Source organism: Campylobacter sp. 2014D-0259 (assembly GCF_008000505.1).
GTDB lineage: Bacteria > Campylobacterota > Campylobacteria > Campylobacterales > Campylobacteraceae > Campylobacter_D > Campylobacter_D jejuni.
The window spans coordinates 15,306-32,194 of record NZ_VOAQ01000014.1; the positions used below are offsets into that span (position 1 = coordinate 15,306).

Annotated in this window: 15 protein-coding genes and 1 pseudogene; 6 read left to right on the forward strand and 10 right to left on the reverse strand. The window is 31.7% G+C overall.

Translation table 11 applies throughout. The annotated features are described in order from the left end of the window. Positions 1-34: 34 nt before the first annotated feature. Positions 35-3,304, forward strand: coding sequence for a carbamoyl-phosphate synthase large subunit (gene carB, locus SR63_RS02400; RefSeq protein ID WP_063674894.1), 3,270 nt, complete (start codon positions 35-37; stop codon positions 3,302-3,304). Continuing rightward, complete coding sequence (locus SR63_RS02405) at positions 3,301-3,723, forward strand: Sua5 YciO YrdC YwlC family protein (RefSeq protein WP_147498346.1); 423 nt, start codon at positions 3,301-3,303, stop codon at positions 3,721-3,723. The genes carB and SR63_RS02405 overlap by 4 nt, the downstream gene beginning before the upstream one ends. Here SR63_RS02405 and SR63_RS02410 read toward each other — a convergent pair whose 3' ends face one another. The 10 genes from SR63_RS02410 to SR63_RS02455 form a co-directional block, all read right to left on the reverse strand. After that, positions 3,724-4,701, reverse strand: a complete 978-nt coding sequence (locus tag SR63_RS02410; RefSeq protein WP_002921692.1) for a transaldolase — start codon at positions 4,699-4,701, stop codon at positions 3,724-3,726. Continuing rightward, positions 4,701-5,324, reverse strand: coding sequence for a phosphoserine phosphatase SerB (gene serB, locus SR63_RS02415; RefSeq protein ID WP_002880526.1), 624 nt, complete (start codon positions 5,322-5,324; stop codon positions 4,701-4,703). Before serB ends, SR63_RS02410 begins: the two co-directional genes overlap by 1 nt. Next, positions 5,324-5,845 carry a chemotaxis protein CheW gene (locus SR63_RS02420; RefSeq protein WP_002826355.1) on the reverse strand — a complete coding sequence of 174 codons (522 nt, stop codon included), beginning with the start codon at positions 5,843-5,845 and terminating at the stop codon, positions 5,324-5,326. The genes serB and SR63_RS02420 overlap by 1 nt, the downstream gene beginning before the upstream one ends. A gap of 4 nt (positions 5,846-5,849) precedes the next feature. Beyond that, positions 5,850-8,159 (reverse strand): chemotaxis protein CheW, encoded by a 2,310-nt coding sequence (locus SR63_RS02425; protein WP_002857311.1) that lies wholly within the window; start codon positions 8,157-8,159, stop codon positions 5,850-5,852. 3 nt (positions 8,160-8,162) lie between these two features. Continuing rightward, positions 8,163-9,119 carry a chemotaxis protein gene (locus SR63_RS02430; RefSeq protein ID WP_002857365.1) on the reverse strand — a complete coding sequence of 319 codons (957 nt, stop codon included), beginning with the start codon at positions 9,117-9,119 and terminating at the stop codon, positions 8,163-8,165. Further along, a complete protein-coding gene (locus tag SR63_RS02435) occupies positions 9,112-9,870 on the reverse strand; it encodes a UDP-2,3-diacylglucosamine diphosphatase (RefSeq protein WP_323469217.1) in 759 nt (252 codons plus the stop codon). The genes SR63_RS02430 and SR63_RS02435 overlap by 8 nt, the downstream gene beginning before the upstream one ends. 9 nt (positions 9,871-9,879) lie before the next feature. Beyond that, positions 9,880-10,365 carry a transcription elongation factor GreA gene (gene greA / locus SR63_RS02440; protein WP_022552218.1) on the reverse strand — a complete coding sequence of 162 codons (486 nt, stop codon included), beginning with the start codon at positions 10,363-10,365 and terminating at the stop codon, positions 9,880-9,882. Positions 10,366-10,376: 11 nt separating this feature from the next. Beyond that, positions 10,377-11,471 (reverse strand): lipid-A-disaccharide synthase, encoded by a 1,095-nt coding sequence (gene lpxB, locus SR63_RS02445; RefSeq protein WP_022552219.1) that lies wholly within the window; start codon positions 11,469-11,471, stop codon positions 10,377-10,379. A gap of 96 nt (positions 11,472-11,567) precedes the next feature. Continuing rightward, complete coding sequence (gene peb3 / locus SR63_RS02450; protein ID WP_052794775.1) at positions 11,568-12,320, reverse strand: AcfC family glycoprotein adhesin PEB3; 753 nt, start codon at positions 12,318-12,320, stop codon at positions 11,568-11,570. Between the two features lie 141 nt (positions 12,321-12,461). Beyond that, a complete protein-coding gene (locus SR63_RS02455) occupies positions 12,462-13,832 on the reverse strand; it encodes an MFS transporter (RefSeq protein WP_002865955.1) in 1,371 nt (456 codons plus the stop codon). Positions 13,833-14,011: 179 nt separating this feature from the next. On the opposite strand from SR63_RS02455, the gene surE reads away from it, so the two are divergent. From surE to SR63_RS02475, 4 genes and pseudogenes are all read left to right on the forward strand, one after another. Further along, positions 14,012-14,785: a 5'/3'-nucleotidase SurE gene (gene surE / locus SR63_RS02460; protein WP_052834185.1), complete on the forward strand. Its 774-nt coding sequence runs from the start codon at positions 14,012-14,014 to the stop codon at positions 14,783-14,785. Next, entirely contained in the window at positions 14,782-15,438 is a 657-nt protein-coding gene (locus SR63_RS02465) for a ThiF family adenylyltransferase (protein WP_052834186.1), read from the forward strand. The genes surE and SR63_RS02465 overlap by 4 nt, the downstream gene beginning before the upstream one ends. Then, a pseudogene (locus SR63_RS02470) lies at positions 15,422-15,923 on the forward strand (GNAT family N-acetyltransferase). Before SR63_RS02465 ends, SR63_RS02470 begins: the two are co-directional and overlap by 17 nt. 143 nt (positions 15,924-16,066) lie before the next feature. Then, positions 16,067-16,885: a CPBP family intramembrane glutamic endopeptidase gene (locus tag SR63_RS02475; protein ID WP_002876876.1), complete on the forward strand. Its 819-nt coding sequence runs from the start codon at positions 16,067-16,069 to the stop codon at positions 16,883-16,885. The last annotated feature ends 4 nt before the right edge of the window (positions 16,886-16,889 follow it).

Genomic DNA, 16,889 nt, shown 5'->3' on the forward strand with positions numbered 1-16,889 from the left:
TAATCAGCCCAAATTTATGCTCTTAGGAAAATTTATGCCAAAACGAACAGATATTAAAAGCATTTTACTTATAGGAAGTGGTCCTATTGTGATAGGACAAGCTTGTGAATTTGATTATTCTGGAACTCAAGCCGCAAAGACTTTAAAAGAATTAGGATATCGTGTAGTATTAATCAACTCAAATCCTGCAACCATCATGACAGATCCCGAATTTGCAGATGCGACTTATATAGAACCCATAACAAAAGAAAGTATTTTAAGTATTATTAAAAAAGAAAAAATTGATGCAATTTTACCAACCATGGGTGGACAAGTAGCGTTAAATGTTGCTATGGAAGTTTATGAAAGTGGACTTTTAGGAGATGTGAAATTTTTAGGTGCAAACCCTGAGGCGATTAAAAAAGGTGAAGATCGTCAGGTCTTTAAAGAATGTATGAAAAAAATCGGCATGGATTTGCCAAAATCGATGTATGCGTATAATTATGATGAAGCTTTAAAAGCTGTAGATGAAATTGGCTTTCCTTTGATGATCCGTGCTTCTTATACTTTAGGAGGTGCTGGAAGTGGTGTGGTTTATAATATGGACGAATTTAAAGAACTTGCCAATACTGCTTTAGCTTTATCGCCTATCCATGAAATTTTGATTGAAGAAAGTTTGTTGGGTTGGAAAGAATATGAAATGGAAGTTATACGCGATAGAGCGGATAATTGTATCATAGTTTGTAGTATAGAAAATATCGATCCTATGGGAGTTCATACAGGAGATAGTATTACAATAGCTCCAGCATTAACTTTGACGGATAAAGAATATCAAGTTATGCGTAATGCTTCTTTTGCTATTTTGCGTGAAATTGGTGTAGATACAGGCGGAAGTAATGTGCAATTTGCTATCAACCCAAAAAATGGAAGAATGATAGTTATAGAAATGAATCCAAGAGTTTCAAGATCAAGTGCTTTAGCTTCTAAGGCAACGGGTTATCCTATAGCAAAGGTTGCGACACTTTTGGCGGTAGGTTTTAGTTTAGATGAGATTAAAAATGATATTACAGGAACTCCTGCATCTTTCGAGCCTGTGATTGATTACATTGTAACAAAAATTCCTCGCTTTACTTTTGAAAAATTTCCAGGAGCAAATACAACTTTAGGTACAGCTATGAAAAGTGTGGGTGAGGTGATGGCTATAGGACGTACTTTTAAAGAAAGTATACAAAAAGCACTTTGTTCTCTTGAGCGTTCTTTGAGTGGTTTTGATAGAGTAAAATTTGAAGATAGAAATGATCTTGTTTTTAAAATTCGCAATGCCAATGAAAAGCGTTTGCTTTATGTTGCTCAAGCTTTTAGAGAAGGTTTTAGCGTAGAAGAACTTTATGAGCTTTGTAAAATAGATCCTTGGTTTTTAACACAGATTAAAGAAATTGTAGATTTTGAAGAGCAAATTGATATGGATATTTTAAACAATAAAGCTCTTTTGAGAAAAGCAAAAACTATGGGTTTTTCAGATAAAATGATAGCCTTGCTTGTAAATTTGAAAGATAATTTAGAATTAAGCCAAAATGATATTTATTATGCAAGAATGAAGCAAAAAATCATTGCAGAATTTAGCGAAGTGGATACTTGTGCGGGTGAATTTGAAGCTTTAACTCCTTATCTTTATTCAAGTATTAATGTAAGCGAACTTACTCAAAGTAAAAACGATGCTAAGGATAAAAAAGAAAAAAAAGTGATGATTATAGGCGGGGGGCCAAACCGCATAGGACAAGGTATAGAATTTGACTATGCTTGCGTACATGCTTCTTTTGCGCTTAAAGATATGGGTATTAAAACTATTATGTATAATTGTAATCCTGAAACCGTTTCGACTGACTATGATACAAGTGATATTTTGTATTTCGAGCCTATTGATTTTGAACATTTAAGAGCGGTGATTGAGCGTGAAAAACCTGATGGAGTGATTGTGCATTTTGGCGGACAAACTCCTTTGAAATTTGCTAAGCGTTTAAGCGCTTTTGGAGCTAAGATTATAGGTACTAGTGCAAGAGTAATTGATATGGCAGAAGATAGAAAGAAATTTGCTGAATTTATTACAAAGCTAGGTATTAATCAGCCGAAAAATTCCACTGCAACAAGTGTGGAAGAAGCAGTGCTTAAAGCTAGTGATATAGGATATCCTGTGCTTGTAAGACCAAGTTATGTTTTAGGTGGGCGTGCGATGCGTGTGGTAAATGATGAGGCCGAACTTAGACTCTATATGCAAGAAGCTGTAGATGTGAGTGATAAAAGTCCTGTTTTGATCGATCAGTTTTTAGACAATGCTACAGAAATTGATGTTGATGCGATTTGTGATGGCAAAGATGTTTATGTGGCAGGAATTATGGAGCATATAGAAGAAGCAGGAATTCATTCAGGCGATAGTGCTTGTTCTTTACCACCTTGTAATATCGATGAAAAAATGCAAGAATTTATTGCACAAAAAACCGCAGATATTGCTTTAAATTTAGGAGTTGTAGGGCTTTTAAATATACAATTTGCTTTACATAATAATGAGCTTTATATGATAGAAGTAAATCCTAGAGCTAGTCGTACTGTGCCTTTTGTTAGTAAAGCTACGGGTATTCCTTTAGCAAAAGTGGCAACGCGTGTGATGTGGCAAGGAAATTTAAAAGAAGCTTTAAAATTTTATGATACTTTCAAAGTGGTTAATTTTGATACTAAAATTTTACGCCCTAAAACTCCAAAATATATGAGTGTAAAAGAAGCGGTATTTCCATTTGCAAAACTTAGCGGAAGTGATTTAGAATTAGGCCCTGAAATGCGTTCAACGGGTGAAGTTATGAGTATAAGCAAGGATTTTGCAAATTCTTACGCAAAAAGTCAAATCGCATCGTTTAATCATCTTCCAGAGCAAGGCGTGGTATTTATCTCCTTAAAAGATAAGGATAAAAAATATACCAAAAAAATCGCCGCAGAATATGTAAAGCTTGGCTTTAAGCTTATGGCAACAGGGGGAACTTGTAAGGAAATTTTAGAAAGTGGTTTTGAGTGCGAACTTGTACATAAAATTTCAGAAGGACGCCCCAATGTTGAAGATAAATTGAAAAATGGGGAAATTTATTTAGTTATCAATACAAGCGATAGTCACAGTTTTAAAGGCGATACGAAAAAAATTCGTGAAAATATCATTCGTTTTAAAATACCTTATTTTACAAATTTACGATCAGCTTTAGCAGGCGCAAAATCGATTAAAGCTATACAGAGTAAATCTTGCCTAGATGTAAAGAGTTTGCAAGAGTGGCTTAAATCTTGATTTATTTAGCTCAAACAGATACTACGGTAGGATTTTTAAGTAAAAATTTAGAAGAGATTAATGCTTTAAAAGGTAGAGATAAAAATCAACCTTGCTTAATCACTTCTGCGAAATTTTACGAGTTAAAAAGTTTGGTAAGAATTCCAAAATCTTTTAAAAATTTAGTACGTCGTTCTAAAAAAACAACTTTTATTTATCCAAATAATCAGGCCATTCGTATTGTGAAAGAGTGTAAACATGCGAATTTTTTAAGTAAAAATGGCTATTTTTATTCATCTTCAGCAAACAAGCATGGAAAAGAATTTGATGAAGAATGGGCTAGAAGTGTTGCTGATATAATACTTGATGAGAAATTTTTCGAAAATATCCCATCAAAAATATTAAAACTTTCAAAGAATAAAATGATAAAAATACGTTAATTAAAGAGCTTTTAAAATATCTTCAAAAGCAATACAAAATTGCTCTATGCCATCGCTTAATAAATCATTGCAAGCTTTTTCTCGTTCGCTTTGAGAAATGATTTGATTAAGTTCTGTATAAATTTCAAAATTCATTAAAGGTTTTTTAAAATCCATTTTTCCTTTAAATGCCTCTATTGCATCAAGAGGAGCAGTATTAACAGAATTCTCAAAAAGAAGTTCTTTGATATAATAGTCTTTTGGCAGATCATCTCCTTTAACTCCAGTGCTTGCAAACAAGGCGCGAATATTAGGTTCATTTTTTGAGTAGATATTGTTATAAGCTAAATTTGCATTTAAAATTCCAATACGATTTTGCTCTTTGGCTTTAGGATTTAAAAGTCTATCAAAACGACTTACAAAAATACTTATAACAGCTTGTGGTGTTCTAGTATTTTGTTCTTTTAAGGCTATATTGTTTTTTCTAAATTCGACTAAACCTGCATTTAAAGCTTCAAAACATTTTTGACTTTGTTCAAGAGAAAAAATTAAGGTAGCATTGACGCTAATACCATTTTTCATAAGTTCATACATTACTTCATAAGAAGCTTTTGTAGCTGGTATTTTAATCATTACATTTTCTTTGCTAATAGCACTATAAAGTCTTTTAGCTTCGCCTAAACTAAGAGTCGTGTTATCATGAAGTCTTGGATCTATTTCAATACTTATAAATCCATCATTTTTTTGATAAAAAAGAGGAGCTAGTTTATCAGCTGCTTTTTGAATATCAGAAATTGCTAATTCTTCATAAATATCTTTTGTTTTTTTTCCTTTTAATTTAAGAATTTTATCTTTATAAATTGGAGAATTTAAAATAGCATTTTTAAAAATAGCGGGATTTGAAGTAGCACCATTAATTCCATGTGATAATAAATTTAAAAATTCATTATCTAAAAAACTATTTTCTATAAAATCACACCAAAGAGAAAAATTTTTCATTATATTACCTTTATTATTTCTTTTAAGTCTTTTATATCTATGCAAATATCAGCTTGAGAACGTAAAATTTCTTTAGCACAAAATGCAATCTTTAATCCACTTTCGTTAAACATTGCCAAATCATTTGCCCCATCGCCAACGCACATCACTTCATCTGTTTTCAAATTTAAAAAGCTTTTTAATCGTTGTAACATTAAGCCTTTTGAATTTGAAAACATCATTTCCCCACCAACTAGCCCTGTTAAAATGTCATTTTTATGATGCAGATAATTTGCAAAACCGAGGTTAATTCCAAGTTTTTGCATAGCAGGATCTATGCCTTCATGAAAACCACCGCTAAAAATAACAATTTGTATATTTTTAGATTTTAAATATTGGATAAGTTCATGTGCTCCATGCATTAGTGGAAGTGTGCTACCTAATTCTAAAACTTTTTTATAAGACATACCTTTTAAAAGGCTTACTCGTTTTTGAAGACTTTCGAAAAAATCAAGCTCTCCAGCCATGGCATGGCGGGTAATTTCGCTTGTTTGATTACCCTTGCCATGCGCTGTAGCTAAAATATCGATGGTTTCACCATCCATTAAAGTAGCGTCAAAGTCAAAAACACAAAGTTTAATCATTAAAATTCGCGCTTAAGTAAAGCTTCTACTTTGAGTATAGTTAAGATATTTTCATCTCTTTTTCCTATACCATAAATCATACCTTTGTCTTTAACTAAAGTTTCAGGTGGTGGATCGATTCTGTTTCTGTGAATTTTAATTGCTTCAGTTAATCTATCTATAACAAAACCAGCATTTCCTCCAACTCCAGTTCCATTTGTCTCACCTCTTAAAACAATATATCTTGTTTGAGGTGTCATTTTAGAACTTCCTAAATGAAAGCGTTGAGCTAGATCAATGAGTGGCATAACATTACCACGCATATTAAAAACCCCTAGAACATAATCAGGTACACTAGGAACTCTAGTATATTCTATAGGTTTGATGATTTCTTGTATATTAAGAATTGGAATCGCATATTCCTCATCTCCAACTACAAAGCCGACAAGTTGGATGATATCATCTTCTCTTTGATCGACATCAGGACCAGCCATCTGAGTTTGCTGTTTTTGCAAAATTTGCTCTAATTTTTCATTACTCATATTCTTATCCTAGTTTCAAATTTTTTCTAACCACATTTTCCAAGTATTCTGGAGAATAAGGTTTAGTGATATATTCAGTCATACCCACTTCAACACCTCTTAAGCGGTCAGTTTTACTTGTTCTTGAAGTAACTGCAATGAGTGGTAAGTTACGATATTTAGAATACTTTCTAATTTCACCAGCTAAGGTGTATCCATCCATTCTTGGCATTTCGATATCTATAAGCATTGCATCAATATCATGTTCGCCAGATTTTATAATATTCAATGCTTCAACACCATTTGTTGCTTCAACTAAACTAACTCCTAGTGGTTCTAAAGCTTTTTGCATTAAAGTTCTATCCATTTTAGAATCATCTACAATTAAGACTTTATAATCACTTGGTTGTTCTTTAGGTTTTTTCGCACTTGATTCTAATTGCGCTTTAATATCAACTTTAATTTCTTTGGCCATATCCATCATAGCACCTACATCGATGATTAATGTCACTCTACCATCACCACGGATTGTAGCTCCTGCTATACCTTGGATATTTTGTAAATAATCACCCATAGATTTAATAACTATTTCTTCTTGTCCTACAAGAGTATCTACTATAATACCAAGCTTGCTTTCTGCTACCCCTATAACAACGACATAAGTTTGATCACCGCTTTCAAGGACTTGTTTAACTCCAAATACATCTGAAAGTCTCACAAGGGAAAGCACTTCATCTCTTAAGCGTAATACATTTTTACCTTCGATAGTATAGATATCATCAATTGGTACTCTAACTGTTTCAAGAACGCTTGCAAGTGGAATTGCATAAAATTCTTCTTGAGTTCCTACAAGTAAAGATTGAATGATTGCCAAGGTAAGAGGAATTTTAAGTTTAAACGAACTTCCTTTACCTAACTCACTATCAATTTCAATTACCCCATTTAGTTTTTCGATGTTGGTTTTAACAACATCCATTCCTACGCCACGACCTGAAACATTTGTTACTTTAGCCGCAGTTGAAAAACCAGGTTTGAAAATCAAAGCAAAAGCTTCTTTGTCTGTCATTTGATCTGCTTCTCTTTCGGTAATCAAATTTTTCTCTATAGCTTTTGCTTTTAAGCCATTTGGATCAAGTCCTTTACCGTCGTCTGTAATTTCTACAACGATGTGATTGCCTTCATTATAAGCTTTAAGTTGAACTATACCTTTTTCAGGTTTTCCATTAGCTGCACGAGTTGCTGGATCCTCAACACCATGGTCACATGAATTTCTAATCATATGCATGATAGGATCGCCAATTTCCTCTACGATAGATTTATCAAGTTCAGTTTCTTCACCTGTAATTTCAAGTTCTATTTGCTTTCCTAATTCACGACTCAAATCACGAACAACTCTTGGGAATTTATTGAAAACTTTTGCTATAGGTTGCATTCTTGTTTTCATTACAGCAAGCTGAACATCAGTTGTAATAATACTTAATTGACTTACAACCTGATTAAGTTCTTCAAGGAATTTTTCTCCTTCATAACGCTCTTCAACATCATCGTAAATTTTAAGCAAACGGTTTTTACCTAAAACAAGCTCCCCAATTAGATTCATTAAGTGATCTAATCTTTTTACCTCCACGCGTATGGTTTGATCCATACTGCTAGCATTGCTACCTGAAGCAGGAACTTTTTTCTCTCCACTTTCCGCAGGTTTATTTGCTGTATTGTTAGTCGGTTTAGGTGCCGCATTTGTTGTTTGTTTCTTTTGTGCGCGACGAGCTTGATCTTCAGCTTTTCTAACTTTTAAAAGTCTTTCTATTTCAGCTTCAACTTCAGAATCACTTAATTGATTAACATCTACTTCAGGTTCAGGAGTAGTTGTTTCTTGTTTTGGTGCTTCTGGTTCTGCTTGTGGAGTAGATTTTTCATTTGAATCTGTTGCCGCAACAGGAGACTCTCCTTCTGAAATAGCTGTTAATCTTGCGCAAATTGGTTCTATATCCATACCAATAGCAGTATCGTTGCCATTATCACGAATGGAATTAAGCAAAGTTTTCATTCTATCAATAGACTCTAAAACCACATCCATGATATCTGGAGTTATTTTTAACTCGCCATGTCTTGCTTTGTTTAAAACATCTTCCATGTGGTGAGTTAACTTCGTTAAAACATCAAAATTTAAGAAACTTGATGATCCTTTAACCGTATGTGCAACACGGAAAATTCTATTTAATAATTCTAAATCTTCTGGATTTGATTCAAGCTCTACTAAATCATGGTCGATTTGCTCAACAAGCTCAAAAGCTTCAACCAAAAAGTCTTCAAGTATTTCTTGCATATCTTCCATATTTTACCCCTGTTCTTGAGATTGATGTTTTTTGATAACCTTTGCAATTTCATTGAAGAAATCGCTAGCGTTAAATTTGACAAGATAGCCTTCTCCACCAGCTTCTTGAACACCTTTCTCATTCATAAATTCATTTGATAAAGACGAGTTAAAGACTATAGGAATATCTTTAAATCTTGGATCTTCTTTAATGCGTGCAGCAAAGTGGAAACCATCCATTTGTGGCATTTCGACATCGCTTACTATAATTTTTAAAGTATCATTTAAACTTTCACCATAAACTTGGCTTAATTCTTCTAATTTGTTTATGCCCTCTACGCCGTCCTTAGCTTCAACAACTTGAAAGCCCATCTGTTGCATCATTTCTTTGACGCGTTTTCTAGCAGTCATGCTGTCATCAAGTATAAGTGCTGTTCCAGTAAATTTTTCTATTTTTCCAAAATCTATATCTGTTTTTGGAGCGTAAATTCCTAAATCTTCAACAACACTTTCAAGATCTAAAATTAGCAACACTTCATCATTTTCAATGCGTGTTACACCTGTGATTTTACCTTTATCTAAAGCACCTGATCCTGTAGAAAAAGTTGCTGGTTCTATATCTTTCCAGTTTATTCTACGAATTCTTTTTGCTTCGTGAACTATAAAACCAATAAGGATATTGCTAAATTCAGTAATAATAACCCTAGGTTTTAACATAGTGCTTTCTGGCTCAGTGATTTGCATCCATTTGGCAAGATTGACTACAGGTATAACCACTCCACGAAGATCAAAGATACCTTCGATGTAATCAGGTACACCTGGAAGTTCTGTAAGGCTTGGGATTTTTATAATCTCCCTTACCTTAGAAACATTTACACCATAAATTCCTTCATAGACTTTATCGTGTCCTTGCTTAAAGATACGGAAATCGACAAGCTCCATTTCATTTGAACCCGTTTTCACGATATTTTCATCAAACATTTTGACCCCTCAATTTCTGTTCTCGAAATTTGATTTCTTGCTGATATTCTACTACAAAAAAACTTCTCTCATATGCAAAACTAGCTAAGTTAAGATATTTAATGTTTTCTTTGTTGATTTGATGATTTTGATGATAGTGTCCTTCACATACCCAAAATCCTAAATTTTCATATCTTTCATATCTTTTTTTCGCTAAATTTTCAAAATCTTTTATTTGATAAAAAAGGTTTTTTTTGTTTTGATTTTGAAGAATTTTATTTGAAATAAAATTACAAGTAATAATATTTAAAAAATTTAAAAATATAAGCAAATAATGATTTCTTAATGTTTTAAGAGTAAATTGTAAAAGAGGTGGTAAAAAAATATCTCCGTGAGCTAATTTTATAAAAGCATTATTTAAAACAAGATTATTACCTTTACTTGTATGCAAATTAAGCTTTATGGGCTGCTCTTGTAAGTTAAAAATTTTTACCCTTTTAAAAAAACAAGAAAGATTAAAATCATGATTGCCTTCTAAGTAGATAATTTCAATTTTTAAGGCCAATTCTTCTAAAAGTTCTATGTAAGGTTTAGCAAATTCATGTGTAGCAGAGATTTCGCCTATAAGCAAATCGAAAATATCACCCATAAGTATGAGTTGAGGGGTGGAAATTTTACCTTTCTTTAAGGCTTGTAAAAATTCCCAAAATCCCTTTCTTTGTTCATTTTCATGAGCATCCGCGATTAAAATCGCTCCATTTTGTAGTAAAATTTTTTATCCTTAAAATTTCAAAGGCTCATAATTTATAGAAAGGATTTCAAATTCACTCTCACCTTTTGGCAAACGCACTTTAAAATCATCTCCTTCTTTTTTCCCAAGCATAGCTTTTGCTATTGGAGATGCGATGGAAATATAACCCTTATCTAAATCTCCTTCGCAAATTCCTACTAAAGTATATTTACTTTCTTTTTCTGTATCCAAATCCATGATCACAACACTTGAACCAAATTTCACACTATCATGTTCATAGCTTGAAGGATCGATCACTTGAGCTCTTGCTAGCAAGTCACTAAGCTCTGCAATACGACTTTCTATCAAAGCTTGTTTTTCTCTTGCAGCATGGTATTCCGCATTTTCTTTCAAATCCCCATGACTCCTTGCTGTATCGATTTCTATTACAACGGCATGGCGTTGATTGTCTTTTAAATCTTTTAACTCTGCGGCTAATTTATCATAGCCAAATTGACTCATTGGTTCTTTTTGCATGATTTATCCTTTTATATTTCGCTTAGGATTTTTGCTAAATTTTTAGCACTTCCAAATTGTAAATATTCTTTTAAAAAATCAACTTTAGCAAAAAATGCCTTATAATCATATTTATTATAAGCTTCATATAAATTTAAAACATTGACTTTATCTTGTAAAAATTCAGGATTTAAAGCTTCTTTTCCAGCGAAATCACAAAAAATATTTGCAAGTCCTATGTGTTTTAATTTTACAAAAAGTTTTGCGATAAAAATATCGATAGCCTTTGCTTTGTAAGTAAGAACAAAAGGAGTTCCCACTAAAGCTGCTTCTAAAGTAGCTGTTCCACTACAAATAAAGGCAAAATCGGCTTTTTTAAGCACTTTTGGAGTGTTGCTTTCTATCTTAAATTCGCTAATATCACCATAAATTTCTAATTTTTCAAGATTAAACGGGGGGATACAAAGAATTTTTTCACCCTTAAATTTTTGAGAAAGTTCTTTAAAAATAGGCATTAAACGCCTAATTTCACTACGCCTTGAACCTGGTAAAAAGGCTATAGTTTTTTCATCATCTTTTTTTGAAAGTATATGATTAATATCTTCTTGATTTTTAAATTCTTTTATCTCATCTAAAAGCGGATGGCCTACATAAGTACTTTTGCTAAAAAATTGATTATCAAAGGGCAAAATAGAAGCTAAAATATCAAAATGACTTTCTATGATAGGTATGCGACCTTTTTTCCATGCCCAAACTTGAGGTAAAATATAATAAATGCGTGGAATTTTACTGCCTGCTTTTTTTAAAGCCTTGGCAAAAGGTATGTTAAAAGCGGGTGAATCTATACATAAAATCCCATCTATTTTTTGAGTAAAACTTAAATTTATAAGCTCTTTTATAGCTTGTTTTGCTTTAAAAATCAAAGGTAAAACTTCTATAAAACCCATAGCACTAAACTCATGTGAGCTATAAAGTGGCTTAGAATTTAAATCAAATTCTTTGCATAAACTCTCATCATAAATCCCATGAAGTTCAAATTTGCCAAAGTCTTTTTTATAAGCTTTTAAAACTTCTTTTAAATGCAAATTTGCTGAAGGCTCTAAGGCGCAAACTAAAAAGGTTTTCAAAAAATTTCCTTATCAATATTTTAAACATTTTATCTTATTTTGGCTTAATTAAAAGAAGTTATGGAAGAATACACGCTAAAAAGCGTGTATGAAGATTTATTCTCTCCAGCCGTATTTTTTAAAAATTTCTTTAGCTTCCTTAGAACTTAAATAAGCAATAAAATCTTGTGTTTCTTTGCTCGCACCTTCTTTAGCTACCACATTAAAAGTTCTATTAACAACCAAATCTTTTTCTATAGCTACGGCAGTTCCTATGTCAGGATTGCTTTTTGACCAGTCAATCCAAGTGATCCAAGCATCGGCTTGATCTTGTGCGAAAAGCTTTCTTGCACTTCCACTATTTGGAACAAAAGCTACGATATTGTTTCTAAAATTTTGTATGGTTTTTATATCTTGAGTTCTACCTATCATATCTTCCCAAACTCCCGTTCCAGAAGTATTGCTCTTTCCAGCACCTTCAGGTACAACGATTCTTACTTTTTTATTAGCCAAATCTTTTAAACCTTTGATTTTTAAAGGATTGCCTTTTTGAGTAAGTATGATAGCTTCTCTAAAATACAAAGGCTTGATTTTACTCACATTAAAATCTTTTCCAAAATCACTTGCTATAGCTAAAGCCGATTGATCTGAAGCGCCAAATAAAATATCTGCATCTTTTTTAGCCTTTTCAAACCAAGTCGCTTGAGGGCCAAAATTTACATTTACTTTAACGCCTGTTTTTTCGCTATATTTGTTTGCTATATCTTTTAAGGCCGTGTGTGGGCCACCTGGTCCGTAAAGATTTACATCTGCATTTGCCATACTAAAAGCTAAGGCACATGCACCAAATAAAGTAATAATTTTTTTCATAGTATTTCCTTTTATGATAAATTTTTATTGATTGAAGGTGAGATTTTAGAAATTATATGTTAATAAATAGTTATAATGTAACAAAAATATTATTAAAATCTAACTTTTGCTTGGTATTTTTGCAAGCAAAAGTTAAAATTGTTATTGATACTTCTTTTTAGCACTAAAATGACATAAAGTAGAACAAAGTATACAAAGAATACAAGCACTAAGGAGCATGATAAGACCAGCATTCCAACTACCATAGTAATCCACAGCCCAGCCTATAGCTTTTGTTCCAAGTGAAGCACCGACTACATAACTCATAAAGCCACGAAGTCCTACGCAAGATCCTACTGCAAAAGCAGGAACGACTTCCATAGTTTGCACACTTGCTAAAAATTGTGGTATATAGACTAAACACCCCGCCATAGCTGCAAAGAAAATAACCATATAAAGATTATTTGAAGTAAAATATCCAATAATCATAAAGAAAATAATCACCATAGCACCTATAGCAGGAGGCATTCTATAGCCTTTAAAAATTTTATCTGAAATATATCCTGCAAGTAAAGTAGAAGGTATGGCAGCCCATTCAAAAAGCCAAAAGGCAATACCCATTTGTTCTTTATTAAAGCCTTTTGTTTCTAGCAAGTAAATAGGAAGCCAAGAAATAAGCCCAAAACGCACCATATAAACAAAAGTATCCATCCAAGCCACATACCAAGCATTTTTGTTTTTAAGCACATAACGATAAAAAATTTCAAAACTGCTTAAATTTGGAGTTTCTACAGCTTTGATTTCTTCTGTTTTAATCCCTCGCATTTCATTGATTTCAGTAATATCAATCAAACCTTCATTTTTAGGACTTCCTTTAACTGCATAAAGCACATAAAGACTAATGATAACTGCACAAGCAGCAGGAACATAAAAATGATTCATGTGCCAATATGTTTCATTAAAATCCGCCATACTCACACCCAATAATGCTGCCAAAGCAAAACCTGAAAGCGAAACTATAGGAGCAACTATCCCGCCTCCTATATTATGTGAGATATTCCAAACGGCCGTGTAAATTCCCCGCTCTTTTTTAGGATACCAGTTTGCAAGAGTGATAAAAGAAGGACCTACCCCCATACCTTGAAAAACCCCAAGCGCGATAACAAAACCTACATAAGCGTAAAAAGAATTTGAAAAACCAAGTAAAACATTTACAAGAGCACATAAAATAAGACCTAAAGCCATGTATTTTTTAGGATCAGCTTTGTCGCTTATAACGCTCATTGCACCCTTGCTAATCCCGTAAGCTATAAGCATTGAGCCTGTGATTGTTCCGATGTCTGATTTACTGAGATCAAGTTGATTTTGTATAAATGGAGTTGAAAGAGTGATATTATTTCGCACAAGATAATATCCCATATATCCTATAAAAACCCCACTTAAACTCCAAGTTCTCATTTTGTAATATCTAGGTAAAATTTCCTCTTTAGGAAATTTAATAGCTTTTGCCTTAGGTTTGAAAAAATCAAACATATTTAAACCCTCCTTACTAACTTTATATTTTTATAGTTTAAATAATATTAATCGATATAAAATAAAAAAATAATTAAAAATAATACGAAATTTATATAATTTAAAATTAAAATTTTTATACTATGAAGCTTTAAAAAAATATGCTAAAATCCAAATTTTATCTTTTGCAAGGAAAAGCAATGAAAGAAATTCTTATCACTAATGACGATGGCTATGAAAGCGAAGGACTTAAAAAACTCATTAAGATGTTAAAAAAAGAATTTAAAGCCAAGATTACCATAGTAGCTCCTGCTAGTGAAAAATCAGCTTGTTCACACTCCATAACCCTAACCAAACCTTTGCGTTTTGTTAAAGTAGGAAAAAGATTTTACAAACTTGATGATGGCACTCCAGCAGATTGTGTTTATCTTGCACTTCACGCACTTTATAAAACACGCTTGCCTGATCTTGTAATCAGTGGGATTAACAAAGGAGCAAATGTAGGCGAAGACATTACCTACTCAGGAACTTGTGCAGGAGCTATGGAGGCGGTTTTACAAGGAATTCCCGCTATCGCTCTTTCTCAATTTTATAAAAAAAGTGAAAAAGAACTAGACTATAAAAATGCTTTAAAAATTACCAAAAAAATCATTCAAAACATTTTTGATAAAGGTTTTCCTTTGGAAAAAAAAGAATTTTTAAATATCAATTTTCCTGCAAAATCAAAAATCAAAGGCATTAAAATTTGTAAAGCGGGCAAAAGGGTTTATAATTTTGAAGCCCACTCAAATGTCAATCCACGAGGAGTTGAGTACTATTGGCTTGCAGCAGCGAATTTAGACTTTGAAGATGAGAAAAATAGCGACATTGCCTTACTTAAAAAAGGCTACGCTACAATAACCCCTATAATGCTAGATCTTACAGCTTATGAAAAAATGAAAAAAGTTAAAAAATGGTTAAAGGCAAAAGAATGAATGATAGATTTACGCGTATAAAATGGCTCGTTGGAGAAGAAAAATTTCAAAAAATTTCACAAACAAAAGTTTTGATTTGCGGACTTGGTGGAGTGGGTGGAATTTGCGTTGATGCACTTTATCGTAGCGGTTTTAAAAACCTTACTTTAATCGATGCGGATAAATTTGAAATCACTAATCAAAATCGCCAAATTCATAGCGAAAATATAGGTGAAGAAAAAGCTAAAGTATTTGAAAGAATTTATAAGGCAAAAGGTATAGTCAGTAAAATCGATGAAGATTTTTTAAAAAATTTTGATTTAAGCGAGTTTGATCTTATCATAGATGCCATTGATGATATCCCTGCAAAAGTGGCTTTAGCTCATCTTATAGATTTTAAAAAACAAATTTTTATCTCTTCAACAGGTGGAGCTAGAAAGCTTGATCCAACACGCATTAAAATCACAAGTATTTTTAAAACTCACGGCGATGCTTTAGCGAAAAAATTTCGTTATGAGCTTAGAAAATCAGGCTTTAAGGGAAATTTTGATGTGGTATTTTCTGATGAAGAAGCACATTGTAAAGATTTGGGTTCTTTTATGGGTGTGACAGCTTCTTTTGGCTTGGCTTTAGCAAGTTTAGCAATGAGAAAAATACTTGATAAGAAGAGCTAAATTTCAAGATTTAAACCCTTGTGTAAAACTTTTCAAAGAAAGTGTGAGTAAGCTTTGCGTTAAAGAATATACTCAAGATCAAATCAAAGCTTGGATTAAGATAGATAAGAAAAAATGGGAAGAAAAATTCACAAAAGATTTTGTTTATATCTATGAAAAACAAGGAGAAATTGCAAGTTTTATAAGTTTAAAAGAAGATGAGAAAATGCTTGATTTGCTTTTTACTCACCCTAAATTTACAAGACTTGGTTTGGCTAAAGAGTTGCTTGATTTTGTGTTAAAAAAATACTCTTACAAAGAACTTTATGTTTTTGCTTCTTTAAGCGCAAAACCCTTCTTTTTAAAAAATGGCTTTGAGGTTATTAGAGAAAATGAAGTTTCAAAAGAAGGGCAAATTTTAAAAAACTTTTTAATGAGAAAAGGAAATTTATAAAAATTATCTTAATTTTATAAATTTTAGATTTTATTTTTTCAGGAAAAATTAAAAATATTAAAATAAGAGAAGGGTTGCTAGAAAATATCTAGCGATTAGTGGTTAAAATATCATAAAGAACTGTTTAGCGATAAAATGCAATAGTAACTTTAAAGAAAAATAGATATACTATAAAAAAGGAGGTTTTTTGGATATATGTCTATAATAACTTATGTTTTTTTGGCACTTGCTTTAGTTTTTTTGTCTTTTAATAAAATTAAAACATCCTATTTAATTTTTATAATTAGCGTATTTTTTGCTTATTATTTTAAAATAATTAATATTGCTTTTGTTGTGATTAATATCATTGCATTTGGATTGGCTTTGTATTATAAATATAAAAAATCACTTATTTTAGAATTGATATTATTTGTTTTTTGTATAGGTTTATTTTTACATTTTATACCAGGAATTAATAATATAAAAGTTTTAGATAAGGTTTATGCAAGTGAAAATAGTGCGCCATTTACTTTATATTTTAATTTTGATAAGCCTTTGGGTGTATTTATATTATTTTTATTGTTGCCTGCTTTATTTACAAATAAAAATTATGTAAAAGCTTCATTACTCAAATGGATTTTATTGATTTTAAGTCCTTTGATTTTATTATTTATACCTTGGTATTTCAATGTTTTAAAATTAGAATTTAGTTTACCTTGGTGGTTACCTTATTTCTTATTTTCTAATATTTTATTAGTAGTTTTGGTCGAAGAAGTATATTTTAGAGGTTATCTTCAGCAAAGACTTTCTCAAATTTTAAATCCAAATTTGGCTTTATTAATAGCAAGTATAGCCTTTGGATTAATTCATTATAGAAGTGGAGTTTTAATGATTGTTTTTGCAAGCTTAGCTGGAATTATATATGGATTGGCTTATAAATATAGTAAAAGTTTATGGATAAGTGTATTATTTCATTGTGGATTAAATTTAATCCATCTAATATTTTTTACTTATCCTTTTTATTTGAAATCATAATTAA

Bases quoted from the DNA above. Each gene is read 5' to 3' on its own strand.
- SR63_RS02420 (WP_002826355.1), bottom strand. From the start codon at position 5,845: ATGAGTAATGAAAAATTAGAGCAAATTTTGCAAAAACAGCAAACTCAG.
- SR63_RS02425 (WP_002857311.1), bottom strand. From the start codon at position 8,159: ATGGAAGATATGCAAGAAATACTTGAAGACTTTTTGGTTGAAGCTTTT.
- peb3 (WP_052794775.1), bottom strand. From the start codon at position 12,320: ATGAAAAAAATTATTACTTTATTTGGTGCATGTGCCTTAGCTTTTAGT.
- SR63_RS02410 (WP_002921692.1), bottom strand. From the start codon at position 4,701: ATGAAAAATTTTTCTCTTTGGTGTGATTTTATAGAAAATAGTTTTTTA.
- surE (WP_052834185.1), top strand. From the start codon at position 14,012: ATGAAAGAAATTCTTATCACTAATGACGATGGCTATGAAAGCGAAGGA.
- serB (WP_002880526.1), bottom strand. From the start codon at position 5,324: ATGATTAAACTTTGTGTTTTTGACTTTGACGCTACTTTAATGGATGGT.
- carB (WP_063674894.1), top strand. From the start codon at position 35: ATGCCAAAACGAACAGATATTAAAAGCATTTTACTTATAGGAAGTGGT.
- SR63_RS02430 (WP_002857365.1), bottom strand. From the start codon at position 9,119: ATGTTTGATGAAAATATCGTGAAAACGGGTTCAAATGAAATGGAGCTT.
- greA (WP_022552218.1), bottom strand. From the start codon at position 10,365: ATGCAAAAAGAACCAATGAGTCAATTTGGCTATGATAAATTAGCCGCA.
- SR63_RS02455 (WP_002865955.1), bottom strand. From the start codon at position 13,832: ATGTTTGATTTTTTCAAACCTAAGGCAAAAGCTATTAAATTTCCTAAA.
- SR63_RS02475 (WP_002876876.1), top strand. From the start codon at position 16,067: ATGTCTATAATAACTTATGTTTTTTTGGCACTTGCTTTAGTTTTTTTG.
- SR63_RS02465 (WP_052834186.1), top strand. From the start codon at position 14,782: ATGAATGATAGATTTACGCGTATAAAATGGCTCGTTGGAGAAGAAAAA.